Origin of the sequence: Sphingomicrobium marinum (assembly GCF_026157105.1) — a bacterium.
GTDB lineage: Bacteria > Pseudomonadota > Alphaproteobacteria > Sphingomonadales > Sphingomonadaceae > Sphingomicrobium > Sphingomicrobium marinum.
The window spans coordinates 1,249,707-1,275,005 of record NZ_JANPVQ010000001.1 but is presented as its reverse complement, the minus strand read 5'-3'; the positions used below and the strand labels follow the sequence as shown (position 1 = coordinate 1,275,005).

At 62.1% G+C, this 25,299-nt stretch carries 22 protein-coding genes; 7 read left to right on the top strand and 15 right to left on the bottom strand.

What is annotated here, in order from left to right; translation table 11 throughout:
- Positions 1-11: 11 nt before the first annotated feature.
- The 3 genes from NUX07_RS06375 to NUX07_RS06365 all read right to left on the bottom strand — a co-directional run bounded on the left by NUX07_RS06375 (position 12) and on the right by NUX07_RS06365 (position 3,485).
- Positions 12-467 (bottom strand): chemotaxis protein CheW, encoded by a 456-nt coding sequence (locus NUX07_RS06375; protein WP_265529726.1) that lies wholly within the window; start codon positions 465-467, stop codon positions 12-14.
- Complete coding sequence (locus NUX07_RS06370) at positions 464-2,782, bottom strand: chemotaxis protein CheA (RefSeq protein WP_265529724.1); 2,319 nt, start codon at positions 2,780-2,782, stop codon at positions 464-466. Before NUX07_RS06370 ends, NUX07_RS06375 begins: the two co-directional genes overlap by 4 nt.
- A gap of 73 nt (positions 2,783-2,855) precedes the next feature.
- The gene (locus NUX07_RS06365; protein ID WP_265529723.1) at positions 2,856-3,485 is read right to left on the bottom strand and encodes a histidine phosphotransferase family protein; all 630 of its coding nucleotides are present in this window, start codon (positions 3,483-3,485) and stop codon (positions 2,856-2,858) included.
- A gap of 73 nt (positions 3,486-3,558) precedes the next feature.
- Between NUX07_RS06365 and NUX07_RS06360 the strand changes: the two genes are divergently transcribed.
- The 3 genes from NUX07_RS06360 to NUX07_RS06350 all read left to right on the top strand — a co-directional run bounded on the left by NUX07_RS06360 (position 3,559) and on the right by NUX07_RS06350 (position 7,641).
- Entirely contained in the window at positions 3,559-4,506 is a 948-nt protein-coding gene (locus NUX07_RS06360; protein WP_265529721.1) for an RluA family pseudouridine synthase, read from the top strand.
- 67 nt (positions 4,507-4,573) lie between these two features.
- On the top strand, positions 4,574-5,482 hold the full coding sequence (gene rpoH, locus NUX07_RS06355) for an RNA polymerase sigma factor RpoH (protein ID WP_265529720.1): 909 nt from the start codon (positions 4,574-4,576) through the stop codon (positions 5,480-5,482).
- 122 nt (positions 5,483-5,604) lie between these two features.
- The gene (locus NUX07_RS06350) at positions 5,605-7,641 is read left to right on the top strand and encodes an elongation factor G (protein ID WP_265529718.1); all 2,037 of its coding nucleotides are present in this window, start codon (positions 5,605-5,607) and stop codon (positions 7,639-7,641) included.
- Here NUX07_RS06350 and NUX07_RS06345 read toward each other — a convergent pair.
- The 3 genes from NUX07_RS06345 to NUX07_RS06335 are packed head-to-tail and all read right to left on the bottom strand — an operon-like array spanning position 7,638 to position 10,421.
- Positions 7,638-8,426 carry a TIGR01459 family HAD-type hydrolase gene (locus NUX07_RS06345; protein WP_265529715.1) on the bottom strand — a complete coding sequence of 263 codons (789 nt, stop codon included), beginning with the start codon at positions 8,424-8,426 and terminating at the stop codon, positions 7,638-7,640. The two genes, NUX07_RS06350 and NUX07_RS06345, sit on opposite strands and share 4 nt — an antisense overlap.
- Positions 8,423-9,739 (bottom strand): dicarboxylate/amino acid:cation symporter, encoded by a 1,317-nt coding sequence (locus tag NUX07_RS06340; protein ID WP_265529713.1) that lies wholly within the window; start codon positions 9,737-9,739, stop codon positions 8,423-8,425. Before NUX07_RS06340 ends, NUX07_RS06345 begins: the two co-directional genes overlap by 4 nt.
- Positions 9,740-9,797: 58 nt before the next feature.
- Positions 9,798-10,421: a glutathione S-transferase family protein gene (locus tag NUX07_RS06335; RefSeq protein WP_265529712.1), complete on the bottom strand. Its 624-nt coding sequence runs from the start codon at positions 10,419-10,421 to the stop codon at positions 9,798-9,800.
- A gap of 59 nt (positions 10,422-10,480) precedes the next feature.
- Here NUX07_RS06335 and NUX07_RS06330 point away from each other — a divergent pair, with 59 nt between their 5' ends.
- Positions 10,481-11,746: a multidrug effflux MFS transporter gene (locus tag NUX07_RS06330; RefSeq protein ID WP_265529710.1), complete on the top strand. Its 1,266-nt coding sequence runs from the start codon at positions 10,481-10,483 to the stop codon at positions 11,744-11,746.
- Positions 11,747-11,803: 57 nt separating this feature from the next.
- Here the strand turns inward: NUX07_RS06330 and recA are convergent, their stop codons facing one another.
- The 7 genes from recA to dapA all read right to left on the bottom strand — a co-directional run bounded on the left by recA (position 11,804) and on the right by dapA (position 19,742).
- Positions 11,804-12,880, bottom strand: coding sequence for a recombinase RecA (recA, locus tag NUX07_RS06325; protein WP_322597192.1), 1,077 nt, complete (start codon positions 12,878-12,880; stop codon positions 11,804-11,806).
- 90 nt (positions 12,881-12,970) lie between these two features.
- Positions 12,971-13,330, bottom strand: a complete 360-nt coding sequence (locus NUX07_RS06320; protein ID WP_265529706.1) for a response regulator — start codon at positions 13,328-13,330, stop codon at positions 12,971-12,973.
- Positions 13,331-13,372: 42 nt separating this feature from the next.
- The gene (locus tag NUX07_RS06315; protein WP_265529704.1) at positions 13,373-15,715 is read right to left on the bottom strand and encodes a response regulator; all 2,343 of its coding nucleotides are present in this window, start codon (positions 15,713-15,715) and stop codon (positions 13,373-13,375) included.
- A 50-nt stretch (positions 15,716-15,765) separates the two neighbouring features.
- On the bottom strand, positions 15,766-17,817 hold the full coding sequence (locus NUX07_RS06310; protein WP_265529702.1) for a M13 family metallopeptidase: 2,052 nt from the start codon (positions 17,815-17,817) through the stop codon (positions 15,766-15,768).
- A gap of 20 nt (positions 17,818-17,837) precedes the next feature.
- Positions 17,838-18,341: a DUF2062 domain-containing protein gene (locus tag NUX07_RS06305; protein ID WP_265529700.1), complete on the bottom strand. Its 504-nt coding sequence runs from the start codon at positions 18,339-18,341 to the stop codon at positions 17,838-17,840.
- Positions 18,342-18,396: 55 nt separating this feature from the next.
- On the bottom strand, positions 18,397-18,867 hold the full coding sequence (gene smpB / locus NUX07_RS06300) for an SsrA-binding protein SmpB (protein WP_265529698.1): 471 nt from the start codon (positions 18,865-18,867) through the stop codon (positions 18,397-18,399).
- Positions 18,867-19,742, bottom strand: coding sequence for a 4-hydroxy-tetrahydrodipicolinate synthase (dapA, locus tag NUX07_RS06295; RefSeq protein WP_265529695.1), 876 nt, complete (start codon positions 19,740-19,742; stop codon positions 18,867-18,869). Before dapA ends, smpB begins: the two co-directional genes overlap by 1 nt.
- A gap of 167 nt (positions 19,743-19,909) precedes the next feature.
- On the opposite strand from dapA, the gene NUX07_RS06290 reads away from it, so the two are divergent.
- From NUX07_RS06290 to NUX07_RS06280, 3 genes are read left to right on the top strand one after another with little or no spacing between them, the layout of a single operon-like run.
- Positions 19,910-21,820 (top strand): lytic transglycosylase domain-containing protein, encoded by a 1,911-nt coding sequence (locus tag NUX07_RS06290; protein ID WP_265529692.1) that lies wholly within the window; start codon positions 19,910-19,912, stop codon positions 21,818-21,820.
- Positions 21,817-22,305 (top strand): transcription elongation factor GreB, encoded by a 489-nt coding sequence (gene greB / locus NUX07_RS06285; RefSeq protein ID WP_265529691.1) that lies wholly within the window; start codon positions 21,817-21,819, stop codon positions 22,303-22,305. Before NUX07_RS06290 ends, greB begins: the two co-directional genes overlap by 4 nt.
- Positions 22,306-22,329: 24 nt before the next feature.
- On the top strand, positions 22,330-23,208 hold the full coding sequence (locus NUX07_RS06280) for an amidohydrolase family protein (RefSeq protein WP_265529689.1): 879 nt from the start codon (positions 22,330-22,332) through the stop codon (positions 23,206-23,208).
- On the opposite strand, the gene NUX07_RS06275 is transcribed toward NUX07_RS06280, so the two are convergent.
- Together NUX07_RS06275 and aspS are read right to left on the bottom strand one after the other, a co-directional pair.
- Positions 23,205-23,345 carry a DUF2256 domain-containing protein gene (locus tag NUX07_RS06275; RefSeq protein ID WP_265530762.1) on the bottom strand — a complete coding sequence of 47 codons (141 nt, stop codon included), beginning with the start codon at positions 23,343-23,345 and terminating at the stop codon, positions 23,205-23,207. The two genes, NUX07_RS06280 and NUX07_RS06275, sit on opposite strands and share 4 nt — an antisense overlap.
- A 17-nt stretch (positions 23,346-23,362) precedes the next feature.
- On the bottom strand, positions 23,363-25,186 hold the full coding sequence (gene aspS, locus NUX07_RS06270) for an aspartate--tRNA ligase (RefSeq protein WP_265529687.1): 1,824 nt from the start codon (positions 25,184-25,186) through the stop codon (positions 23,363-23,365).
- Between the last annotated feature and the right edge of the window lie 113 nt (positions 25,187-25,299).

The window sequence follows — 25,299 nt, the reverse complement described above, 5'->3', positions numbered from 1 at the left end:
TAACGATTGGTTTAAGCGACTTTGCGATCCGTCTCCTGGTCGTCGTCGCCGGCAATGAGCTTGGCGATATCGACCAATAGAAGTGGGCCCTGTTCGGTCTCCACCATACCGCTGCCAACACGCTCCCAGCCGCCATCCATGGCGGCAAGAACAGGCGTCGGCTTGCCCAGCGCTTCGCAGACATCCTCGACGGCATCGACAGAAAGGGCATAATGATGCCCGTCCAATTCAACGACGGCCGCTTCCTGGATCGGGCGGGTGAAATCGGTCTCGCCCAGGCCGAGCGCGCGTTGGCAGTCGATCACGGTCAGGACACGGCTGCGCAGCGCCGACAGTCCGGCGATGTGCGGCGGGGCGCAAGGCACCGGAATGAGGGCGTCGAGTTCGATGACGCCTTCGACATCGGCTGCGGGCAGCGCGACCCGGCTACCGGCGATCGAGGCGACCAGAAGCAGTGTCTCGTTCATGCTGCGTCTCCTGCCGACTTCAGCGCGAGCATCAGGCCGGCGCGGTCGTAACGGTAGATAGTACTATCGTCGCCTTCCGGGCGGGCACGGATCACCAGGCACCGCGCCTCGGCATCGGCCTCGATCGCCTCTTCTTCGCTCTTGATGACCAGATCCGCTTCACCGTCCGTGACCACCTCATAGCCTACGGCCTCGACGATCGGGCGGAGCATGTGCTGCATCCACGGGTCATCGGCAGGAATGCGGCAGCGCCGCTTGGCGTGGGTAGGCGCGCGCGACGTCATGTTGGCGAACAGCCAGTGAATATCGAGGATCTCCGCAGGCTCCGCGCCGACCAGGGCGACACCGGCGATCTCGCCGCTCGTATCGGCGGGCGTGACGTCATGCTCGAGCACGCACTGATCGAGCACCTGATCAAACGCATAGGCGACCTCGTTTTCGCCATCACTGAGGCGGAACACACGCAATTTTACGGGCAGATCGCCACACAGGCCTGCCAGCGGCAGGATGGTCTCGCCGAGCTGTACGCGCTGGCGCCCGGCACTATCGGCAACGGCCTCGCCGCTGACTTCTTCGATCCGGTCGACCAGACCGAGGTGCAGCGCGCGGCGCTTGCCATCGAGACCGCGGAAGACCAGCAGATCGGCTTTGGGACCCGATTTGTCCTCCACTTTTTCTACCGGCGCGGCATCGCGCTGCCCTTCCATCTTGACCCCGCCTGCTTCGGCAACGCCTGCCGCATCAAACAACAGGATCGGGCTACCATCGTCGGCGAGGGTCGTACCCGCGTAAATCCCTGTGGCCATCACCGAGGGCGCGGCGGGTTTGACCACCAGCTCTTCGTGATCGTGAATGTGATCGACAGCCAAGGCATAGGGCTCGCCGCCAGCGGGCTGGAGGACGATCAGGGTGCGCTCATCAGGCGCAACATCACTGTCGAGGCCGAGCACATCAGCGAGAACGATTTGCGGAATGCGGCGATCGCGGATGGTCGCGACACCGGCGCCGCCGATAGTCTCCAACGTAACCGCCTGGCTGTTGGCGCGCACGATCTCGTCGATCGCGCTGCGCGGAATGGCGAAATGCTGCTCCGCAATCGACACGGTCAGGGCCGGTATGATGGTTAGCGTAAGCGGGACCCGGAGGGTCATGCGGGTTCCCTGCCCCGGTTCGCTCTCAACATCAACAACCCCGCCAATGCGTTCGATGTTGGACCGAACGACGTCCATCCCGACACCGCGCCCCGAAATCGAAGACACCTCCTGCGCGGTCGAAAGTCCCGCCGCGAAGATGAGGTCGAGTCGCTGGCGACGATCGAAAGACTCCGCGCGTTTCGGATCGAGCGTACCCGCCTGGATCGCCTTTTTGACGAGCTTGTCGCCGTCGATGCCCTTGCCGTCATCCTCGATAAGGATGAGGATCTGGTTGCCCGACTGGCGTGCCGATACCTTGAGCATGCCGATCTCGCGCTTGCCCGCGGCGAGGCGCTCGGCAGGTGCTTCGATACCGTGGTCGACAGCGTTGCGGATGATATGCGTCAGCGGATCGCGGATCATCTCGATCATCTCACGGTCCAGTTCCACGTCGCCGCCATCAATATCGACCATGACCTGCTTATCGAGTTCGGCCGAAAGGTCGCGCACCATGCGCGGCAGCATCACGAACAGGTTTTCGATCCGCTGCATCCGCGTTTGCGTGATGGCATCGCGCATCTCGGCGATGATCGCCGACAGGCGCTCAAACGCGCCGTCGACTTCGACCGCGGTTTCGGTTTCGCGCAGGCGGCGGGCAAGTTCGTTACGCGCCAGCACCATGTCCGACACGCCGCTCATGACCCGGTCGAGCAATTCGACCGACAAGCGGATCGTGCGCGGCGCTGCCGTGGGCTTGTTATCGGTATCGCTCGATGCGGGACGGGCGGCGACCTGTACCGGTGCCGTCTCTTCCTCGGAGGGCTCCAGAGCGGCAACGAGCGCACTGTCATCGCCTTCGGGCAGGTCATCGCCAGCGTCGATGATCTCGATCATCTCGGCGATGCGGTCGATGATCGCGAGCACCGCGGTCACCAGCGCGGCATCGGGTTCGCGGCGGCCGGCGCGCACATCGGCGAGCGCATCCTCTGCGGCGTGGCTCAATGCTTCGAGACGCGGCAGGTCGAAGAAACCGCAATTGCCCTTGACCGTGTGAACGAAGCGGAAAATGCTGTCGAGGCGCGCGCGATCTTCAGGCGCCGCCTCCCAGGCGACGATTTCGCCGCCCAGCGCTTCCAGCATTTCCCTGCATTCCGCCACGAAATCGGCGATCAGATCGTCCATCCTTGGCCCCAACGAGACTGCAACAACAGCCTCCCCTATGGCGCAAAGGAGTTAACGGCGCGTTAGCTGCGTTTCACTCGGGGAGCGTCACGCCAACGACGATATGCTGATCGTCCGGAGCGCTGATCTGGATGGCACCGCCTTCCTTGGCGGCGAGGCTGTGCGCGAGATAGGCGGCCGACGTGCGCGGCTCGACATCATCGGCGCCATTGCTAAGCACATCGCGGATCGCCGGATCGATCATCAGGTGGGGCCCCTCGCCGCGAATGACCATCTCAAGCCTGCCCGCGCCTTTTTCGGCACCCACGTCGAGCCTGCCGCCGCGTACCAGTCCGTCGCCGACGATCATGGCGATATTGAGCAGCAGTTTGACCGCGTCCTTGGGCAATTTAGGTTCGGCTACCATCCAGCCAAGCTCGATCTTGCCTTCGGCGCCCACCAGGCCTTCGAGCGCGGCCTTGGCCTCGCCGGTATCGATCTCGGCGCCGTATCCGCCGGCCGCACCGAAAGCCAGGCGGAAGAATTTGAGCTTCGATGCTGCGGCGCGGGCGCTGTCGCCAAGCAACTCGAGCACCTGTTCGCGCATCTCGGGGTCGGTCTCGTCAGCCAGCAGTTCGAGCCCATTATTCATCGCCCCCACCGGCGACAGGAGATCGTGGCACAAGCGGCTGCACAGCAGCGCGGAAAAGTCTAATTTGTCCATGGCGACAGGCATGGTCGAAGCGTGACCAAGCTTCAACCCTTGATACGGAGGCGAGAGCCGCCATATCGGCGCGATGGCTGGGGGGCTTTACCATATCACGCTCGGATCGGAGCATGCCGGATGGCGCGTCGATCGAGCGGTCACCGACGTTGTCGGCACGCTGTCGCGCGAACGCATCAAGAAACTGATCAGCGAAGGCGCACTCGAAGGTGCCAAGGGCCCGCTGCGCGATCCGGCAACAAAGATGAAGGGCGGCGAAATCTTCACCCTGACGGTACCCGAACCACGCCCGCACCACGCCGAGCCGCAGGATATTCCACTCATCATCGTCCATGAAGACGAACATCTCCTGATCGTCGACAAGCCCGCAGGCATGGTGGTGCATCCGGCGGCAGGAAATCCAGACGGCACGCTGGTCAACGCGCTACTGCATCATTGCGCTGGGCGCCTGTCGGGCATCGGCGGCGTCGCGCGCCCCGGTATCGTCCATCGGATCGACAAGGACACCTCCGGCTTGCTTGTGGTGGCCAAGACCGACCCGGCGCATGAGGGCCTGGCTCGTCAATTCAGAGACCATTCAATCCACCGCCTTTATAAGGCAATCGTCTCCGGCATTCCGCTTGCCGGCGAAGGGACGGTCGATGCAAACCTTGCCCGTTCATCGCACAACCGCAAGAAGATGGCCGTGGTCGAAGCGCCGCGCGGCAAGCGCGCTGTAACCCATTGGCGCAAGGTCACGAACCTCAAGGAAGCGGCGTTGGTCGAATGTCAGCTGGAAACGGGCCGGACCCACCAGGTCCGCGTCCACATGGCGTCGATCGGCCATCCGCTGGTCGGCGATCCCTTTTACGGACGGACGAGAAAGGCGCACCGTAACCTACTGAAAGAAATGAACTTTAATCGACAGGCTTTGCACGCGTCCGAGCTCGGTTTTATCCATCCGGCAAGCGGAGACCGTTTGTCGTTCACATCCGCCCTTCCGTCGGATTTTTCGGAACTGTTAGAAGCACTTGGCGTATAGTAGAAGACCGGCTAATACAGCTGACCCCACGCGCGGGAGGGTCCTTTCCGGCGCATCAGGAGACATCATGGCCAAGCAAGCGATTTCCATTCCCGCAACAGGCGGCGAGAACGGGCTCAACCGTTACCTCGCGGAAATCAAGAAGTTTCCCATACTCGAACCCGAGCAGGAATATATGCTCGCCAAGCGGTTCAAGGAGCATGGGGATACGGATGCGGCCGCGCAGCTGGTGAATTCGCACCTGCGGCTCGTGGCCAAGATCGCCATGGGCTATCGCGGCTACGGCCTGCCCGTCAGCGAACTCATCAGCGAAGGCAATATCGGACTGATGCAGGGCGTGAAAAAGTTCGAGCCCGATAAAGGCTTTCGCCTCGCCACCTATGCGATGTGGTGGATCCGCGCATCGATTCAGGAATTCATCCTGCGCAGCTGGAGCCTCGTCAAGATGGGCACCACTGCGGCGCAGAAGAAGCTGTTCTTCAACCTTCGCCGGATGAAGAACCAGATCGAAGCGTTCGAGGATGGTGACCTCCATCCCGATGACGTCAAGAAAATCGCCAACGAGCTTGGCGTCAACGAGGACGAGGTCGTCTCGATGAACCGCCGCATGATGCGCGGCGGCGACAGCTCCTTGAACGCGCCGATGCGCAATGCTGACGACGATGGCGAGAGCCAGTGGATGGACCTGCTGCGCGCCGACGAGCCGCTGCAGGACGAGATCGTCGCCGACGAAGAAGAAGCCCGCGTTCGCCATGATCTGCTGGTCAAGGCGATGGATGCGCTCAACGAACGCGAGAAGCACATCCTTACCGAACGCCGCCTGACCGAAAACCCCAAGACGCTCGAAGACCTGTCGCAGGTCTATGACGTCAGCCGGGAACGTATCCGCCAGATCGAGGTCCGCGCGTTCGAGAAATTGCAGGCCGCCCTCATCAAGATGGCCGAAGAGCAGCGCTACCTTAGCGATGCCGCCTAAAAAATAGGGACCACCCCCTAGACAAAGTAGCTCAACAGGCAGACGCTTTTCGTTTCGAGAAGCGCCTGCCGCTTCCTGTGCGACTCGCGCTTCGTGATTACGAAGCCAGGGGAGATTACGCCATGGGAAGAGCCGCAGGAGATGAAAAAGGCGCCAAACTGATCGCACTCGTCGGACCGGCGGGTGCGGGCAAGACCAGTCTGGCGGAAGCCTTGTTGCACGCGGCAGGCGCGGTGAATCGACAGGGTCGCGTCGATGATGGGAACACGGTCGGCGATGCAAGCGCCGAAGCACGCGCGCGCGGCGGATCGACCGAAACCAATTTCATGCATTTCTCCTACCTCGGCGACGAATTCGCGATCGTCGATGCACCGGGCTCGGCAAGCTTTTCGGAAGACGCGGCGCGCGCGGTCGCAGTGGCGGACTGCGCCATCGTCGTGGTCGACCCCGATCCTGCACGCGCCCCCTTGGCCGCCCCTGCCCTCAAGATGCTCGACGAGCAGGGCATTCCGCATCTCATCTTCGTCAACCGCATCGATCAGGCCCGCGGCTCAATCCGCGAACTGCTGGAAGCATTGCAGCCGATGAGCGTCTCTCCGCTGATCGCGCGGCAATTGCCGATCCGCGAGGATGACCAGGTGACAGGCTTTGTCGATCTGGCGCTTGAGCGGGCGTTCCACTATCGCCCGGGTCAGGCCTCCGAGCAGATCGACATGCCCGAGGACATGGCTGATGCCGAAGCCGAGGCGCGCACGCACATGCTCGAACAGCTCGCCGATCATGACGACACGCTGCTCGAACAACTGCTCGAAGATCAGGAGCCCGATGACTCCACCATTTTCGCCGATCTCCATCACGAGACCGAGGAAAATCTGGGCGTGTCCGTATTGTTCGGATCGGCCACCGGCGAATGGGGCGTCAGGCGGCTATTGAAATCACTCCGCCACGATGCGCCCGGGCCGGAGATCACCGCGCAGCGGCTCGGTCTCGATGCGCCCGCCATCTATGCGGCCAAGACCTATCATGGCAGCCCGGTGGGCAGATTGACGATTGCCCGCGTGCTCGGCGGCAGCTTCGATGAAGGCGCCGATGTCGTCACCGACACCGGCAAGGAACTGCGGCTCGGCTCGATGCTCAAGCTGCAAGGTGGCAATCAGGAGAAGATCGATACGGCATTGAACGGCTCGCTCATCGGCATCGCGAAAGCCGACGAACTCAAGGCGGGACACTGGGCGGGCGGTGACACACTTCCCCCGCAGCCTGACATCGAGAAGCGTCCCAAGAATGCGGCGCTCGCGATTGAGCCTGTTAATCGCAAGGACGACGTCCGCCTGTCCTCGGCGCTGGCCAAGGTCATTGAGGAGGATGCTGGGCTCACCATCGCGCAGGAAGAAGGCGAGCTTATCCTCAAGGGGAATAGCGAAGAACATCTCATGGTCGTGCTGCAAAGACTCGAAAATCGCTACGGCGTAGCGATCAATTCGCGGCGACCGAAAATCCCGTATCGCGAGAGCATTCGCAAACCGGTCGAACAGCGCGGCAAGCACAAGAAGCAATCAGGCGGGCACGGCCAGTATGGCGACGTGCTGATCGAGGTTCGCCCCCTTCCCCGTGGATCGGGCTTCCAGTTCGACGAGCGGGTGAAAGGCGGCAACGTGCCCAAGCAGTATATCCCCGCGGTCGAAGCCGGGGTGAAAGATGCAATGGTCAAGGGACCGCTGGGCTTTCCGGTCGTCGATGTAGCGGTGACGCTGGTGGACGGCAGCTACCACAGCGTCGACAGCAGCGAACTGGCGTTCCGGACGGCGGGCCGTATCGCGATGCAGGAGGCATTGGCATCGGCAACGCCGCATTTGCTCGAACCGGTGCACAAGATCGACATTGTCGCGCCGACCAGCTCGGCAAGCCGGATCAGCTCTTCTTTGGCCGCCAAGCGAGGACAGATGCTCGGCATGACACCGCGCGAAGGATGGGATCAATGGGAGCGGGTCGAGATGCTCATTCCCTCGAGCGAGCTCGACGGGCTGGAGGCCGAACTGCGCGCCCAAAGCCAGGGGCTGGCCAGCTTCGAGGCGCGATATGATCACCTTGCCGAACTGAACGGTACGCTTGCGGATCGCGTCGTCGAGCGCGAACGGGGCGACGAGGTGCCCGCCTAGATCTGCGCAATCGTCATGATGGGGCGCCAGTTTTCGAACTCGGCGCCCCATTGATGGCTGTCACCCTCATTGATGCCGCCAGTGACGAAGATACCGTCGATCCCGGCATTCTTGGCGCCGAGCATGTCGGTGTGCGGGCCATCGCCGATCATGACCACGCTGTCTCGGTCAGGACTACCTGCGAGGCGGATGGCATGATCGAAAATTGGCGCATTGGGCTTGCCGTACCAGATGACCTTGCCGCCCATGCCCTCATAGGCATCGGCTAGCGCCCCAGCGCAGACAAGGCGTTGGCCGCGGTGCACGACGATCCGATCAGGATTGAAGCAATGGAGCAGCATCCCCCGCTCCCGCCACGCCGCGAGGTCGGACTCGTATTCGCGTACGCTGTTGCGATATTCATCGAGGCCGATCAGCGCGATTTCATCGTGCGGCTCCTGCGCAGCGGCAAAGCGGACGCCATGCTCCTCAAGGTCTGCGAAGTCGTCCCTTGTCCCGCAGAAACCGACGGCGCGCGGCGGTTCGGTCACCGCGGCTATCCCCGCCTGCCCGCTGCTCGTCACCGCCGCATAGAGGTCCCGGTCCAGCCCGAGCAAATCGAGATCGCTGATGACCCGATCGGCCGGGCGCGGCGCGTTGGTGACGAGCACGACGGTGCGCCCTTCGTCACGCCAGCGCGCAAAGCGTCGCTCCACGCCGGGATAGAGGCGCGCGCCGTCATGGATCACGCCCCAGACATCGCACAGGATGGTTGAATAGCGCTCTGGTAGCTCGTCGAGCGTCACGCGGCCTGTGCCATTGGCTCCGAAGGCTCGGGTTCGGGTGCTCGCTCCTCACCGCGGCTGACCACCGTTGCGCAGGCAAGGTCGCCTGTCACGTTGAGCGTCGTGCGGCACATGTCGAGGAAACGATCGACGCCCAGCACGATCCCGATGCCTTCGGGCGGCACCCCGACCATCGCAAGGATGAGCGCGACCACGGGCAGCGAACCTGCGGGCACGCCGGCGGTACCGATGCCGCCAAGGATACACATCAGGAGCACGATGACCTGCTGGCCGATCGTCAGGTCGACCCCGAAGAATTGGGCCAGGAACAGGACCGTGACGCCTTCGAAGATGGCAGTACCGTTCTGGTTGGCGGTCGCGCCGATCGTGAGCACAAAGCGCGCCGGTGCGCGGGGCAGCTTCAGGTTTTCGTCAGCGACCTTGAGCGCATAGGGCAGCGTGGCGTTGGAACTGGCGGTCGAGAAGGCCATCACCATGGCTTCCTGAATATTCTTGAAGAACCAGACCGGGCTGACCCCGCCGGCAATACGCAGGACCAACGGATAGACCACGAACATGTGCGTGCCGAGCGCGAGCAGGACGACGCCGACATAGGCCGACAGCCGGATCAGGATATCCCATCCGAACACGGCGGCCAGGTTGAACATGAAGCAGGCGACGGCGATCGGCGCGATGCGGATCACCCACATGATCAGCTTCATCGACACGTGGAAGACGCCTTCGATCGCGCTCTGGAGCGCATTGGCCGGCTTGCTGTCGGTGAACAGCAGGCCGATACCGAAGAACAGCGCGAAGAACATGACCGCGAGGATGTCGTTGGCGCCCATCGCACCGATGACATTGGAGGGAATGATCGCAAGCACGGCATCGAGCCCGCTCGGCGTTTCGGCGTTGCGCTGGATGATGGCACCGGCGCCGTCGGCTGCATCCTCGAGTAGCTGCGCCGCGAGGGCCCGGTCGACACCCGCGCCGGGTTCGAAGACGTTGGCGACAAGCAGCGCCAGCACCACGGCAATGCCCGATACCACGACCGTGAAAGCGAGCGTTTTGAGGCCAACGCGTTTTAGCTGACGGGCATCGCCCATCTCCGCGATCCCCACAATTAGGGCCGATACGAGCAATGGAATGACGAGCATGAAGAGCAGTCGCAGGAACAATGAGCCGATGAAGCCCGTCACTGCAGTGACATCGTCGACCCAATCGGCGCCTGCCGAGGTCGCGTAAACGACCAGCCCGGCAATCAGGCCGACTAGGAACCCGATCAGCATCTGCCACTGGAGGCCGATGCCGCCCTTTTTCTCCGCTACTTCCATGAAGGTCCCCCTCGCCTAAAACTTGCTGCCAACTGTGAAGCCCGATGAAGCGCCCGCGTCAACCGGCATAGGCATATTCACCGCCGCGCTCGAGCCCGCGCTGATAGGCGGGGCGATCATGGCAGCGTTTGAGCCAAGCGGTGATGTTGGGATAGCGATCATCGAGACCGGCGCGCGCCTGCGATGCTTCGAGCGGGAAGCTCATCATCATGTCCGCGGCAGTGAGGTCGGGACCGGCGAACCACTTACGGCCTGCCAATTCGCGGTCGAGGAACGCGAAATGCTCCGCGAGCATGCCGCGCACGGGCTTTCGCGCCGGCATGCCCAAAAGACCAAGCTTATTGACGATCAGCATGCCGAACAGCGGCGGCATGAGCGAACCTTCGGCATAATGCATATAGAAATGATGGTGCCGCGCCAGAACCGGGTCTTCCGGCGCACCAAAACGCCCGTGCCGTGCCACCAGATGCTCCATGATCGCACCGCTCTCCGCCAGCACGACGGCGTCTTCCTCGACAAGCGGCGATTTGCCAAGCGGATGCACCTTCTTGAGGTCGCTCGGCGCGCGCATCGTCTTGGGGTCGCGCTCGTAGCGCCTGATCTCATACTCAAGGCCCAGTTCCTCGAGCAGCCAGAGGATGCGCTGCGAACGGCTGTTTTCGAGATGATGCACGGTGATCATGGCAGGTCTCCTTTGCGCCTCATGTTGCATGAGCAGGGCTTTTGCGCCAGTTGGCGTGGGTGAATCCGACAAGTCGCCCCATACGCACCGGTCAGCGCGAGATCGTCCTGCTGCTGGCAGGCTTCATGGCGCTCAACGCCTTTGCCCTCGATACCATGCTGCCCGCGCTCCCGATGATCGGCGCGGACCTTGATGTGACCGAGGAAAATCGCCGCCAGCTCGTCATCCTGGCCTATATCTTCGGCTTCGGGTCGAGCCAGATGCTGTGGGGGCCGCTCGCCGACCGGTTCGGGCGCAAACGCATCCTCGCGAGCGGCACGGCGCTCTATTTCCTGTTCGCGCTGGTCGCAGCCGCGGCGCAGGATTTCACCCTGATGATTGCCGCCCGGTTTTGCATGGGGGCTGCAGGCTCGGTCAGCCGCGTCCTGGTCAACGCCATCACCCGCGACCTCTACGAAGGCGAGGAGATGGCCAAGGTGATGAGCCTGACCATGATGGTTTTCATGGTGGTCCCGGTAATCGCGCCGTCGATCGGCCAGTTGATCCTATGGGCATTCGGCGACTGGCGGGTAATTTTCTACGGGCTCGCATTCTACGGGCTCGCGGTGCTGGTCTGGGGTTGGCTACGCCTGCCCGAAACGCTCAAGCCCGAATTCAGGCGCAGCTTCGACCTGCGTTCGATCGCGGAGGCCAGCACCATCGCGCTCCGCGACCGGTTGTCGCTGGGCTACACGCTGGCACTGACCTTTGTCTTCAGCGCGCTGACGAGTTACCTGGCGTCGATCCAGCAAATCGTCGGTGTGACCTTCGGTCAGCCCGAGACGATCGGCCTCGTCTTCGCGATCATCGCGGCCCCGATGAGCCTGGCAAGCTGGGGCAATAGCCGGATCGTCGAACGCTTCGGCCTGCGAACGGTCGGGCACATCGGCATGTTCGGCTTTGCCGGCGTCAGCGCGATCCACTTGCTCGTGGCATCCACGATCGGCGAAAATCTGTGGCTGTTCGCCGCGCTCCAGTCAGCGACTTTCGTGTTCTTCGCCTTCACTACGGCCAATTTCGGCACGCTGGCGATGACCAACATGGCATCCGTTGCAGGAACCGCCGCCTCGGTACACGGCACCGTCGCGACGATTGGCGCAGGCACGCTGGGCCTCATCATCGGCCAAAGTTATGACGGGACGCAGATGCCGTACCTCACATGGTTCGCAATTGCGGGCAGCATCGCCGTTTTCATCGTGCTGGTGACCGAACGGGGTCGGCTGATGAGCCAGGGCACCCCGCGCCCTCACGTGCCCGAACATTGTCCCGCCCCCGACGGCAGCTGATACGAAAAAGCGGGCCGCGATGGGCCCGCTTCTCCGGTTGCAATCTTTGACAGCGAGTTATGCGTCGCCGGCGTCATCCGAGTCGGGACCGGTCATCATCGCGTCTTCCAGCTCTTCCTGCTTGTTGCCGCGGATCACCTGTTCGATCTCGTTGGCCATCTCGGGATTTTCGAGAAGGAAGGTCTTGGCGTTTTCACGACCCTGCCCGATGCGGGTGGAATCGTAGCTGAACCAGCTGCCCGATTTGTCGACGACACCGGCCTTGACGCCAAGGTCGAGCACTTCGCCCATCTTGCTGATGCCCTTGCCGTACATGATGTCGAATTCGACCTGCTTGAACGGCGGCGCCACCTTGTTCTTGACGACCTTCACGCGGGTCGAGTTGCCGACCACCTCGTCGCGGTCCTTGATCTGACCGGTGCGACGAATATCGAGACGCACCGAGGCATAGAATTTTAGCGCGTTGCCGCCGGTCGTGGTTTCGGGATTGCCGTACATCACGCCGATCTTCATGCGGACCTGATTGATGAAGATCACCATGGTCTTCGACCGATTGATCGAACCCGTAAGCTTGCGCAGCGCCTGGCTCATCAGGCGAGCCTGGAGGCCGACATGGCTGTCGCCCATTTCACCTTCGATCTCGGCGCGCGGCACGAGGGCTGCAACCGAGTCGACGACCAGCACGTCGATCGCGTTGGAGCGCACCAACGTATCGACGATTTCGAGCGCCTGCTCACCCGTGTCGGGCTGCGAGACGATTAATTCGTCGATGTCCACGCCAAGCTTCTTGGCATAAACGGGATCGAGCGCGTGTTCGGCATCGACGAAGGCCGCGGTGCCACCGATCTTTTGCGCTTCGGCAATGGCGTGCAGCGCGAGCGTCGTCTTGCCCGAGCTTTCAGGACCGTAAATTTCCACGATGCGACCCCGCGGCAATCCCCCGATGCCAAGCGCGATGTCGAGCCCGAGGCTCCCGGTCGAAATTGATTCGATCTCGAGCTTTTCGCGGCTGCCCAGCTTCATCGCCGAACCCTTGCCGAATGCGCGATCAATTTGTGCGAGAGCGGCGTCGAGCGCCTTCTGCCGGTCAGTACTCATCTTATCCCCGTCTACGACTTTCAGCTGCGCTGCCATGGCTATTCCCCTACGTCAACGGATGGCGTGATTGCCGCCCTGGTTGACGAACATGTACCGCATTTGTTCTCGAAGAACAAGAGGGGAACATTAAGTGTCTGCGAGCGCCTCGTGCAAGAGTGACCCGAGCATTTCGCGCGTATAGGGCTTGGCCAGCATCGGACAATGTTCGAACGCCCGCGGAGGTGGATCGATATGTCCGCCACTGGCGACCAGGAAGGGCGTTCCTTGCTGCTGCAATGCTTCCGCGACGGGCCACACGTCTTCGTCGCCCAAGTGAACGTCAAGGATCGCCAGGTCGAAGCCGCCAGCATCTACCGCGGCATGCGCCTCCGCCAATGTGTCGCACACCCCTTCGACCTCATGACCGAGATCGGCGATGAGGTCGCCCAACATCATCGCGATGAGCGGCTCGTCTTCCACAATCAGGATGCGGCGTGCTTCCCCCATAGGCTGATCTTAAAGCGCTCCCTCTTTCTTTTCAAATCAGTATCAATTGTCCGACAGCGTCTTGCGGACTGCTTCGGCCAACTCCTGGACCGAGAACGGCTTGGGCAGGAAGTCCACATTATCGATGTCGATCGATTTTCGCAGCTGTTCTTCGGCGTAGCCAGACATGAACAGGATCGGCAATCCGGGTCGGTCCTTGCGCGCCTCGCGGCCCATCGTTGGGCCATCCATCAGCGGCATGACGACATCGGAAACCAGCAGGCTGATCTCTTCGCCGCGGCGCAGGATTTCGAGCGCTTCTTCGCCATTGTTAGCGGTGATCACCTCATAACCGTGACGCGTCAGCGCACGTTCGGCGACCTTGCGGACCATCGGTTCGTCTTCCACCAGCAAGACCGTGCCCGAGCCCCAAAGCTCGTTTTCTTCGGTCTTGACGGCAGTGCGCTCGGCCGCCTCCGCTTCCTGTACCTGGTGGACCGGGAAATAGATGACGAAATTGGTCCCCACACCCACCTTGCTATCGGCAAAGATGTAGCCCCCCGACTGTTTGACGATGCCGTATACGGTCGACAGCCCGAGGCCCGTCCCCTTGCCGATCTCCTTGGTCGTGAAAAACGGCTCAAAAATCTTGCCGAGCACGGCGGGCGGAATACCCGAGCCGGTGTCTTCGATAGATATCGCGCTGTAATCGGCAACGGGGAGAATTTCGCTGCCTAGATCTGCAACCTCTTCGGCGCGGACCGAGAAGGTGCGGATGGTGAGCGTACCGCCACCTTTCGATGCCATCGCATCGCGGGCGTTGACCGACAGATTGACGATGACCTGTTCCAGCTGGCCGGGATCGGCACGGACCGAGCCCAGATCGCGGCCATGCTTCACCTTCAACTGGACGGTTTCACCGAGCAGGCGTTTGAGCAGGTGACTGACCTCGCTGATGACGTCGGGCAGCTGGAGCACCTGCGGGCGCAGCGTCTGCTGGCGCGAGAAGGCGAGCAACTGGCGCGTTAGCCCCGCGGCGCGGTTGGAGTTCGACTTGATCTGCTGGATATCGTCATAATCGCTGTCGCCAGGCGTATGGCGCATCAGCATGAGATCGCAGTGGCCAAGGATGGCTGTCAGGATATTGTTGAAATCGTGCGCGACACCGCCGGCCAACTGCCCGACCGCCTGCATCTTGGTGGCTTGCGCGATCTGGCGCTTGAGCTTGGCTTCCTCGCTATTGTCTTTCAGCAGGAGGAGAACCGCGGCATCGCCAATTCCGCGTAGCCCGGCGACCGTCAAAGCGACCGGTTCCTTGGGATTATGGCCGAGGCGAACCGCGAGATCGCTAGAAATGGCAGGACCGCGCGCATGACGACGCACCGCGTCGGCAACGGCACCCTTGTCTTCCTTCACGACAAGATCGCCTGGATAAGACGGCTTCTCCTCGACATCGAGTCCGCCCGCGACGCGAAAAGCGGTGTTCATGGTGAGGAAGCGCCCATCGCGATCGACTAGTGCCAGACCAAGCGGCAATAGTTCGAGCAGGACCTGGACATTGTCGCTGTTGGCAAGGCTCGCTTTTTCGGTCGCATCGAACAGCAGAAAGGTACCGGCCCCGCTATCTTTTTCGGGATCGACGGGGATGTGCACGCCGCGCAGTGCGGGGCCGCTTTCGCCCTCCCGCTTGAGATGGAGAAGGCCATCTTGCGTTGTCGTGACGAGGTCGGTGAAATGAACCGGACCTTCGTGGTTGTCTTCAACCGCGCGATCGCTGAAGGGCTGGTTGCCCGCAAGCAGGATGCCTTCCTCGTTGATCAACGCGGCCATGACGCCGGCAGCTGCAAGTCGATTACCCGTTGTCCCTGCAATGCGGCCTGCAGCCACCTTCAGCAGGTTGGGCTTGGACGCCTTGGGAAAACTCCACAGGAGCGACGCGCCGCTCCCCGCACCCACCTTGAGGAGATCAACGTTGATGGGTGAACTAATCGTCGAGATACCGGAAGCCGAGCCCAGCCCGTCACGCAGGGCAATCCGGCGCGCCGCGTCGAGCGCCTCGGCGCTTTCTTCGTCATGGGCGATCCCGAGCGGAGACGTCGAAAGGCCGAACCGGTCGCGATAGGCGGCGTTGGCCGCCAACAGCGCGCCCGAAGCATCGGTGACGGCAGCTGCCTCTTTCTGGAGGCTTAGCGCAGCAGCAACCAGCGAGAGATCCGGCTTGGTGATCGCCATGCCATCGCTTGAAGCGACCGCAACGCTGCGGCGATCAATGACGAAGGCTGCGACCAGCATGGCGGCAAGGCCGGCGAGGAACAGGCCCGCCGCATAGGGCTGGCCGAGCGCCCAAAACAACACCGCGCCCGACAGCGCCGCCAGTGCAACAAGCGCAGGCACAAGCCAGCGCACGCCGCCTTCAAGGGGCCGAGGCTCCAACAAGGCGGCGTGACGCTCGAGCATTACCAGACTTTGACGCGTTCTTCGGGCGGCAGGTACATGGCATCGTCTTCGCTGACGTCGAAGGCGTCGTACCAGGCGTCAATATTGCGGATGACCCAAACACGCTGGATCGACGGCGAGTGGCTGTCGGTCTTGAGGCGACGTTTCAGTTCTTCATCGCGATAGTTGCGGCGCCAGACCTGCGCCCAACCAAGGAAGAAGCGTTGGTCGCCCGTCGTGCCGTCGATCACCGGGGCCTCTTCGCCGTTCAGCGAGGCCTTGTAGGCGTCATACGCGATGGCAAGACCGGCAAGGTCGCCGATATTTTCGCCCAGCGTGTATTCGCCGTCGACGTATTCGCCGTCGAAAATCTCGTACTGGTTGTACTGGTCGACCAGTCGCTTGCCCGCAGCGGTGAAGGCCGCGACGTCCTCGTCGGTCCACCAGCTGTCGAGCTCGCCGCGCTCGTTATACTTGGCGCCCTGGTCATCGAAGTGATGGCTGATCTCGTGTCCGATCACTGCGCCGATGGCACCGTAATTGATCGCCGGATCGGCGTCCGGATCGAAGAATGGCGGCTGGAGGATCGACGCCGGGAAGACGATTTCCTGCATGCCGAAATTGGCATAGGCGTTCACCGTCATCGGCGTCATGCCCCATTCCCAGCGGCGGATGGGGCTGCCGAGTTTGGACAGCGCATCGTTATGTGCCCAGACAGCAGCGCTCATCGACGTTCCGATGAGGTCGCCTTCGGTAATTTCGATGTCGCTGTAATCCTGCCACTGGCTGGGATAACCGATCTTGGTCGTGAAATTGAGCAGCTTGGCGCGGGCGCGTTGTTTGGTTTCCGGCTGCATCCACGCGACGCCATCGATGCGCTTGCCCATCGCATCGATGACATTGTCGACGAGCTTTTGCATCTCCGCCTCGGTCTCGGGCGGATAATATTTGGCGACATAGGCCGCGCTCACCTCATCAGTCAGCGTGTTGACGGTGTAGGCCACCGCGCGCTTCCAGCGTTCCTGCTGTTCGGGCGTGCCCGACAGGGTCGTGCCGTAAAAGGCGAACTGACGTTCGTCGAACTGGCTCGGGAGCATCGCGGCGGTGTTGGTCAGCGTCGACATCAGGACAAGGTCCTTGAGCACCTGGATATCGGTGTCGGCGACGATGTGGCCCATCTTCTGGAACGCATCGGGCTGCGCGACGATGACGTCGCCGGTCGTCGGATACCCTGCGCGATCGAGCAGCGTGACAATGTCGAAGTCGCCGGTGAGCGCCTGCAGCTCGGCAACGCTCATCTTGTTGTAGCGCGCGTTGCTGTCGCGGCTCTGGACGCGGCTCCAGTGCGCGTCGGCAAGCTTCGTTTCGAACGCGATCAGGTTGGCCGCGCGCTGGGCAGCATTCTCCTCGCCCGCCATCGTCATCATGTCGGTGATGTAGGCGAGATAGGCTTCGCGGAAACCCTTCATGCGGTCGTTGTCTTCGAGATAATAATCGCGATCGGGCATACCGAGACCGGCCTGCCAGAACTTGACCATATACTTCGTGGGATCCTTGTCGTCCTGCCCGACATAAGGCGCAAAGGTCGCGCCGACACCATATTTAGTATTGTCACCAAGGAAGGCGGCATATTCAGCGAGATTGGATACTTCAGCGAGGCTGGCGCGGAAGTCCTGGATGGGCTCGAGACCCTTCGCATTGATCGCGTCGACATCCATGTAGCTGCGATAAAGCGCGCCGATACGGCTCTCGGGATCGGCTGCTTCTTCCTCGATGATGACCCGCGTGCGCTTTTGCGACAGGTCATCGAGCGCGCCGAACATCGAATAGTTGGACTTGTCCGACGGAATCTCGGTGTTCGCGGCCCATGTCCCGTTGGCATAGGCATAAAAATCGTCGCCCGGATCGACGCTTAGATCCATGCCGGTCGTTTCGAACCCGAAAGTGCCGAGCTCATTGCCGCGCTCTGCTGCGGCGGTGATCCGCGTTTCGGTGTCGTTAGCGGCGTCCTGCGCCATTGCGGGCATTGCCAGCATCGTGGTGGCCAAAAGACCGGTAACAAACTTGCTCATATATCCCCTCCCTGGGAAGATCAGAAAATAGTGCCTTCGCGCGCGAGACGCTGTCTCCAGCGGCGGCCAACCCACAAGCGCCATCCGATGAGTGAAACCCAATAAGCGACCAACGACAAGAGGACCGCGATCACCAGCAGCCCTACAACCATCGACGGTGCTGCAGACGAGGCCAGCCAGTCCGACCATTCGCGTAGGCTTGCGCCGCTCGCGAGCAACTCGTTGAAGGCTCTGAAATCGGTCTGGAAACCGAACATGCTTCCCACCTCAAGCGCGCCGATCAGGAAAACCGGCGTCGTGAACGGATTGGAAATCCAGGTCATCGCAGCGGCCAGCGGGATATTGGCGCGCATCGGAATCGCCATCATCGTCGCCCCGATCATCTGAAGGCCCGGAATCATGAGGAAAATGCCGATAAAGGTGCCGGCCAGTACCGCGCGCGGCACGCTGCGCCGCGTAAAACGCCAATATTCCGACGCCAGGATGTATTTCTTCACCGGCTTGAGCCACCGGCTTTCCGCCAATTCATGCCGTGACGGAGCGTGGCGGTGCAAGAATCGCCGCAGGAAAGAGGGGTGCCTACCCATGCTTCCTAAGTAAGCGTCCCTGCTCCCTTTTCCAATCGCGTTCCTTGATCGAGGCACGCTTGTCGTGCGCCTTCTTGCCCTTGGCGAGCGCGATCTCGACTTTCGCGCGGCCATCGCTGTTGAAATAGATCGACAGCGGCACCAGCGTCATGCCCTGGCGGTTGATGCCGCCGAACAGCTTGTTGATCTCGCGCGCGTGGAGCAACAATTTGCGGCGGCGCTTGGGATCGTGGTTCATACGGTTGCCGTGGCTGTATTGCGGGATATTGGCGTTCACCAGCCATACTTCGCCGTCTTCCACGGTGGCATAGCTCTCCTTGATCGAGCCCTCGCCTACGCGCAGCGCCTTTACCTCGGTACCTTGCAGCTCGATCCCTGCCTCGAAGCGTTCTTCGATGGCATAATCGTAATGCGCCTTGCGGTTATCCGCGACGACTTTGACCTTGTTGAAGGGCTTGGCCATCAGATCAGTCCTGCATGCTCCAGCGCAGCATCTACGATATGCTTGGCCGACCCCTTGGGTTCAGTCATCGGCAGGCGCACCTCGGTCGAAAAACCCTCGCGCACCCGCGACAATGCGTATTTGCATGGACCGGGGGAAGCATCAGCAAACATCGCGACATGGAGCGGATAGAGCCGATCCTGATATTTGCGCGCCTTGTCCATGTCTCCGGCTGCCATGGCATTCTGGAATTCCGCGCACAGCTTTGGCGCGACATTCCCCGTAACCGAAACGCAGCCCACCCCGCCCAGCGCATTGAACGCCAGTGCGGTGGGATCGTCGCCCGAAAGCTGGATAAAGTCTTTGCCGCAGGCCGCGCGCTGTTCGGTTACCCGGCCGAGATTGCCGGTCGCATCCTTGATCGCAACGATCTTGTCGAGCTTGGCGATCTCGCCAAGGCTTTCGACGCTGATGTCCGCCACCGTTCGCCCGGGCACGTTATAGACCATGATCGGGATCGGCGACATTTCCGCCAGGTGTGTGAAGTGGGCGACCAACCCCTCCTGGCTCGGCTTGTTGTAATAAGGCACGACGCACAGCGCCGCATCGGCACCGACCGAAGCCACCATCTCGATATTGGCCGCGACCGCGCGCGTATCGTAGCCGCCGCACCCCGCGATTACGGGCACGCGCTTGTTGGTCGTCTCGACGCAAGTCACGACGACATCGCGATGCTCCTGCGCGTTCAATGTCGCGACTTCGCCCGTCGTCCCGCAGGGCACCAACCCGTGGCTGCCTTCGCTGATTTGCCATTCGACATGGTCGGCAAATGCGACCAGATCGACTTTGCCATCGGTGAATGGAGTCACAAGGGCGGGGATTGACCCGGTAAACATGCAATAAGTCCTTAGTTAACGGCGTTTCCTTGGAAACTTGCAAACGCTTCATTTTGTTCAGCGCTTGATAAGGGCGTGTGTTGTAGAAAGCCAGTATGCGAACGATTGCGATCCTTGGTGCCGTATGTCTTGCCCTCTCCGGCGCGGCGATTAGTCAATTCGAAAACGTGGCGGCCACGCAGGCAGCGACGGGCCAGGCGCCCAGTATCGCGACCGTCGACGCCGCGATCCGCGATTGGCGCGCGCTCAAGGATAATCGCAATCCCGATTTCCGCTCCGCTGCGGTATTCGCCATCACTTATCCCAATTTTCCGCGCGTCCATTCCGATCGCGGCTTCGATTCGATCCGGCTGCGGGCCGAACGCGCGCTCAACAGCAGCGCGCCGCCCGCGCTCGTTGCCGAATTTTTCCGCACGCGCCCACCGCAGACCGGGCATGGCTGGGCATGGCTCGCGCTGAGCTACCAGCAGCTTGGCCGCGGCGCCGAAGCCCTCTCGGCAGCGCGTAGCGCCTGGGCAAGCGCCGACCTGCCTGGCGATGAAGAAAGCATGATTTACCAGCGCTTTGGCAGCCAGTTCACGCGCGCCGATCACGACGCGCGGGTCGATGCGCTGCTGTGGGACAAGGAACCAAGCTCTGCGCTGCGCTGGCTGGAATCGGGCACGCCCGCGCGCCGCCAGGTCGATGGCGCCCGGATCGCGCTCCAGCGCGGCGATGCGGATGCCGAGCAACGCTATGATGCGGTGCGCACGCTGGCGCTCAGCGATGCCGGCCTGATGATGGATCGCGCGCGCTACCTTCGCGCGCGTAACGATGATGCCGGGCTTCGCGCCCTCCTCGCGCAGACGCATAATTTCACCACGCGGCCGAGCGATCCGGGGCGGTGGTACGAAATGTTGCTGATCGGCGCGAACGGCGCTGCCGAGCGGGGCGATCACGCCACCGCGTTCAACATCGCGCGCCAACTCGACGATGCCTTCCCGGCCGGCGAAGACCTGACACTGCAGCCCTATGAAGTGCGCGATCATTATACGAGCCTTGCCTGGCTGGCAGGCCAGACCGCTCTCACGCGCCTGAATCGCCCGGTGGATGCAGCATCGATGTTCGATCGCTACGCCAACGGCGGGCGATCGCTGCAGGTGGCCTCGAAGGGTTATTACTGGGCCGGGCGTGCGCTCGAAGTCGCCGGCAATAGCGAAGGCGCGCGCGGCTATTGGGCGCGCGCCGCCGACATGCCCGAGCTGTTCTATGGCCAACTGGCGCTCGAACGGTTGGGACGCGAAATCCCCGTGCCGCAGCCGATGCCTGTTTCCGAGGTTAATCCGCAAGTGCGCGCTGCCTTCAATGCAAGCGTTTTGCCTGCGGTCATCGCCCGGCTTGCCAACAGCCGCAGCGAGCAGACCGACTTCGTGCGCGCGCTGTCCGCTGCCGTCGACAGCCGCGACGAGCGCATCATGGCGACGCAATATGCCACCACGGTGGGACGCCCCGACCTTGCCGTCTGGGTGGCACGCGGTGCCCGCAACAGCGGTAACGCCTTTTATTACCGCGAAGCTTTCCCCGTGCACTCCAGCGGTGCGCCCGGCGGCGAGCTCTGGAGCCTTGCCCACGGCATCACGCGGCAGGAATCGAGCTTCGACCAATATGTGCGCAGCCCCGCCAATGCCTATGGCATGATGCAGCTATTGCCCGGCACGGCGCGCGACCAGGCCCGCCGTGAGGGCATCGGCTACGATTTCGGTCGGCTGACCAGCGACCCAGCCTACAACGTGCGTCTGGGTAGCAGCTATTTCGCGCTGCGACTGCGCCAGTGGGACGGCAATGTGCCGCTGGCGCTGGCAAGCTACAATGCCGGCTATGGCCGCGCCCGGCAGTGGATCGGGCGCTACGGCGATCCGCGTTCGTCCTCAACCGATACCATAATGTGGATCGAAAGCATCCCCTTCTCCGAAACGCGCAGCTACGTGCAGCGGGTGATCGAGAATGCGGCGGTATACGACCGGCTCAACCCTTACGTGCCTGCCTACGGCGCGGTGCACGTGTCGCGTCACATCGGCAAGCCGGGGCGCCCGGGTTGAGCGGCAAGCGCCCGCGCTACATCACGCCAGAAGGGTTCGCGGCAATTCGCGCCGAATATGACCAGCTATTCGGCAAGGACCGGCCTGAACTGGTCGAAGTGATCAGCTGGGCCGCGGGCAATGGCGATCGCTCCGAAAACGGCGACTATATCTATGGCCGCAAGAAGCTGCGCGAGATCGACCGGCGGCTGGGCTACCTTTCCAAGGTCATGAAAGAAGCCAAGGTCATCGATCCGGCCAAGTCCGAGCGACGCGATGAAGTGCGCTTCGGCGCGACGGTGACGCTGGTAGACGAAGATGACGTCGAACGCGTCGTGACCATCGTCGGCGATGACGAGACCGACGCAGGCAAGGGCCGCATTGGCTGGTCAGCCCCCCTCACCCGCGCCTTCATCGGTGCCAAGGTCGGCGACGAGCGCTCGGTCCGGCTTCCGGCGGGCGAACGTTTCTACGAGGTCTTGGCGATTTCCTATCCCATGCGCTAATCTGCATCACCGAGGGGAAGGCAAATGCTTTTGACCGCACTAGCCGCGCTGCAATCGGTGCCGGTGATCGATGTCCATCGGCACGCAGGATGGGCGTATGACGACAAGGAGCAGGCCAAGGCTGCGGACGTCGCCCGCATCGACGCCATCGGTTTGGAGACCGCTGTCACGTCGGTCACAGACTATGACGAACCCGAGCGATGGTCCCATACCCGCTTTATCGTTGGCGTCAGACCATTCTGCCCGCGAAATCTGTCGGAACCACGATATATCTGTTTTCCTTCCACCGATGGGTGGGCCGACCTGGAATGGCTCGAAACGGAAATAAAGGCAGGACGCGTGCACGCCCTGCACGAACTCAATCCCAACACCTATGGCATTTCACCGGACAACCCGCGCATCAGGCCATACTGGGCGCTTGCCGCTCGCTACGACATACCGGTGGGCGTCCATACGCAGCGCGGCCCTCGACCGGGTGCTCGAAACAGCACGCGCTCAAGCGATAGTTGTTGCCCCGACTACGATCCGGCCATGGGAAATCCCGCGCTGCTCCGGCCTGTTCTCGACCGACACCCCGGATTGCGGGTCTGGGTCCAGCATGTCGGCGCGGGTCGAGGCGAATACCAACCCTATTGGGACGAGACTCTGTCGCTGCTCGGTGACTATCCCAATGTTTACGTCGATCTTTCGATCACGAACGGCGCCATGCCACTAGAGCAATATGAAGCAACGCTGGCGCGATTGATCAAAGCGGGATTTGGCGATCGCATCATGTTCGGCAGTGACATGCTGCCCGTCGATGCGATCATCGAACGACTCTATGCGATCGACTGGCTAACCAAGGAACAACGCGGCGCAATATTGCGAGAGAACGCGGCGCGCTTTTTCCGACTCGATGACTAAGCCTTGCTACGCTCACCGCGGCAGCGGTCCGAGCAATATTTGACCTCGTCCCAAACCTTTTGCCATTTCTTGCGCCACGTGAACGGACGACCGCACGCAGCGCAGACCTTGGTCGGAAGATCGCCCTTGCGACGCATCCGACCTGTCACGCGCCTTACTCTTCCACGAGGTCGGCGACCGGCGCGCCGTCCGAAGTTTCGTCTTCTTCGGGCGGCAAGTCGAGCTGGATCGACAATTCGTTGAGCTGGCGCTCGCTCACCAAACTGGGGGCGCCCATCATCAGGTCTTGCGCGCGCTGGTTCATCGGGAAAGCGATGACTTCGCGGATGTTGGGCTCGTCGGCGATCAGCATGACGATGCGATCGATACCCGGCGCCGAACCGCCGTGCGGCGGCGCGCCAAGCTTGAAGGCTTCGATCATGCCCGAGAAATTCTCGTCGACATCGGCCTTCGAATAGCCGGCGATCTCGAACGCCTTGTACATGATGTCCGGGCGGTGGTTACGAATGGCGCCCGAAGACAATTCGTAGCCGTTGCAGACGATGTCGTACTGCCAGGCGAGGATATCGAGCGGATCCTTGGTTTGCAGCGCTTCCATCTCGCCCTGCGGCATCGAGAAGGGGTTGTGCGAGAAGTCGACCTTCTGGCGCTCTTCGTCGAACTCGAACATCGGAAAATCGACGATCCAGCAGAACTTGAATTCGCCTTCGGGGATAAGATCGAGGCTCTGGCCGACGCGGGTGCGCGCGAGACCCGCCAGCTTGGCGGCGTCCTTTTCGTCGCCCGCAGCGAAGAACAGCCCGTCATCGGGGCCAAGGCCGAGTTCGTCGGCGATCTTGTCCATGTTTTCGGGGCCGTGGTTCTTGGCGATGGGGCCACCCCACTCGCCGCCCTTGCGGGTCGCATAGCCAAGCCCCGGGAAGCCTTCGCCGCGCGCCCAGTCGTTCATCTCGTCGAAGAACTTGCGGCTCTTTTCCGCGGTGCCCGGTGCAGGAATGGCGCGGATCTTCTTGCCCTGTGACACGAGGTTCGCGAACAGGCCGAAGCCCGAGCCTTCGAAGTGGCCGCCGACATCCGAGATGATGATCGGGTTGCGAAGGTCGGGCTTGTCGGTGCCGTATTTGAGCATCGCTTCCTTGTATGGGATGCGCGGAAATTCGCCCGCGGGGGTCACGCTGCGCCCGTCGGCAAATTCTTCGAACACGCCCGCAAGCACCGGTTCGATCGCCTGGAAGACGTCTTCCTGCGTGACGAAGCTCATTTCGAAGTCGAGCTGGTAGAATTCGGGGCTGCGGTCGGCGCGCAGGTCTTCATCACGGAAGCACGGCGCGATCTGGAAATAGCGGTCGAAGCCCGCGACCATCAGCAGCTGCTTGAACATCTGCGGCGCCTGCGGCAGCGCGTAGAAGCGGCCCGGGTGCAGACGGCTCGGCACGAGATAATCGCGCGCGCCTTCGGGGCTCGAGGCACCCAGGATCGGCGTCTGGAATTCAGTGAACCCCTGCTCTTCCATGCGGCGGCGCAGCGAGCTGATCACCTTGGACCGCAACACGATGTTCTTGTGCATGGTGTCGCGGCGCAAATCGACGAAGCGGTATTTGAGGCGGATATCCTCGGGATAATCCTGTTCGCCCGCGACCGGCAACGGCAATTCGTTGGCTTCGGACTGGATCGCCACTTTGCGCGCGAACACTTCGATCTCGCCCGTCGGCAGGTTCTTGTTCACGGTGCTTTCGCTACGCGCTTTCACGTCACCATCGATGGTGACGACGCTTTCCACGCGCAGCTTTTCGAGGATCGGCAATGCCGGCGAATCGTCATCGGCGACGATCTGGGTGATGCCGTGATGGTCCCGCAGGTCGACGAAAAGCACGCCGCCATGATCGCGTTTGCGATGGATCCAGCCCGAAAGGCGGACCGTATCGCCAACGTTGCTGGCAGTAAGGGCGGCACAATGATGAGTGCGGTAGGCGTGCATGAAAAACCCGTCTGAAATGGTGATGTGCAGTTGCGAAAAAGTCGCGCGCGTCGCTCAACCGTTTCATCCCCCCTTTGTCAAGCGAAGGAAAGCGGCTAGAGCGGCCCCCAAGT

Excerpts from the sequence above, each read along its gene's own strand:
- NUX07_RS06375 (WP_265529726.1), bottom strand. The coding sequence starts at position 467 with ATGAACGAGACACTGCTTCTGGTCGCCTCGATCGCCGGTAGCCGGGTC.
- NUX07_RS06370 (WP_265529724.1), bottom strand. The coding sequence starts at position 2,782 with ATGGACGATCTGATCGCCGATTTCGTGGCGGAATGCAGGGAAATGCTG.
- NUX07_RS06365 (WP_265529723.1), bottom strand. The coding sequence starts at position 3,485 with ATGGACAAATTAGACTTTTCCGCGCTGCTGTGCAGCCGCTTGTGCCAC.
- NUX07_RS06360 (WP_265529721.1), top strand. The coding sequence starts at position 3,559 with ATGGCTGGGGGGCTTTACCATATCACGCTCGGATCGGAGCATGCCGGA.
- rpoH (WP_265529720.1), top strand. The coding sequence starts at position 4,574 with ATGGCCAAGCAAGCGATTTCCATTCCCGCAACAGGCGGCGAGAACGGG.
- NUX07_RS06350 (WP_265529718.1), top strand. The coding sequence starts at position 5,605 with ATGGGAAGAGCCGCAGGAGATGAAAAAGGCGCCAAACTGATCGCACTC.
- NUX07_RS06340 (WP_265529713.1), bottom strand. The coding sequence starts at position 9,739 with ATGGAAGTAGCGGAGAAAAAGGGCGGCATCGGCCTCCAGTGGCAGATG.
- NUX07_RS06335 (WP_265529712.1), bottom strand. The coding sequence starts at position 10,421 with ATGATCACCGTGCATCATCTCGAAAACAGCCGTTCGCAGCGCATCCTC.
- recA (WP_322597192.1), bottom strand. The coding sequence starts at position 12,880 with ATGGCAGCGCAGCTGAAAGTCGTAGACGGGGATAAGATGAGTACTGAC.
- NUX07_RS06320 (WP_265529706.1), bottom strand. The coding sequence starts at position 13,330 with ATGGGGGAAGCACGCCGCATCCTGATTGTGGAAGACGAGCCGCTCATC.
- NUX07_RS06310 (WP_265529702.1), bottom strand. The coding sequence starts at position 17,817 with ATGAGCAAGTTTGTTACCGGTCTTTTGGCCACCACGATGCTGGCAATG.
- smpB (WP_265529698.1), bottom strand. The coding sequence starts at position 18,867 with ATGGCCAAGCCCTTCAACAAGGTCAAAGTCGTCGCGGATAACCGCAAG.
- dapA (WP_265529695.1), bottom strand. The coding sequence starts at position 19,742 with ATGTTTACCGGGTCAATCCCCGCCCTTGTGACTCCATTCACCGATGGC.
- NUX07_RS06280 (WP_265529689.1), top strand. The coding sequence starts at position 22,330 with ATGCTTTTGACCGCACTAGCCGCGCTGCAATCGGTGCCGGTGATCGAT.
- NUX07_RS06275 (WP_265530762.1), bottom strand. The coding sequence starts at position 23,345 with ATGCGTCGCAAGGGCGATCTTCCGACCAAGGTCTGCGCTGCGTGCGGT.
- aspS (WP_265529687.1), bottom strand. The coding sequence starts at position 25,186 with ATGCACGCCTACCGCACTCATCATTGTGCCGCCCTTACTGCCAGCAAC.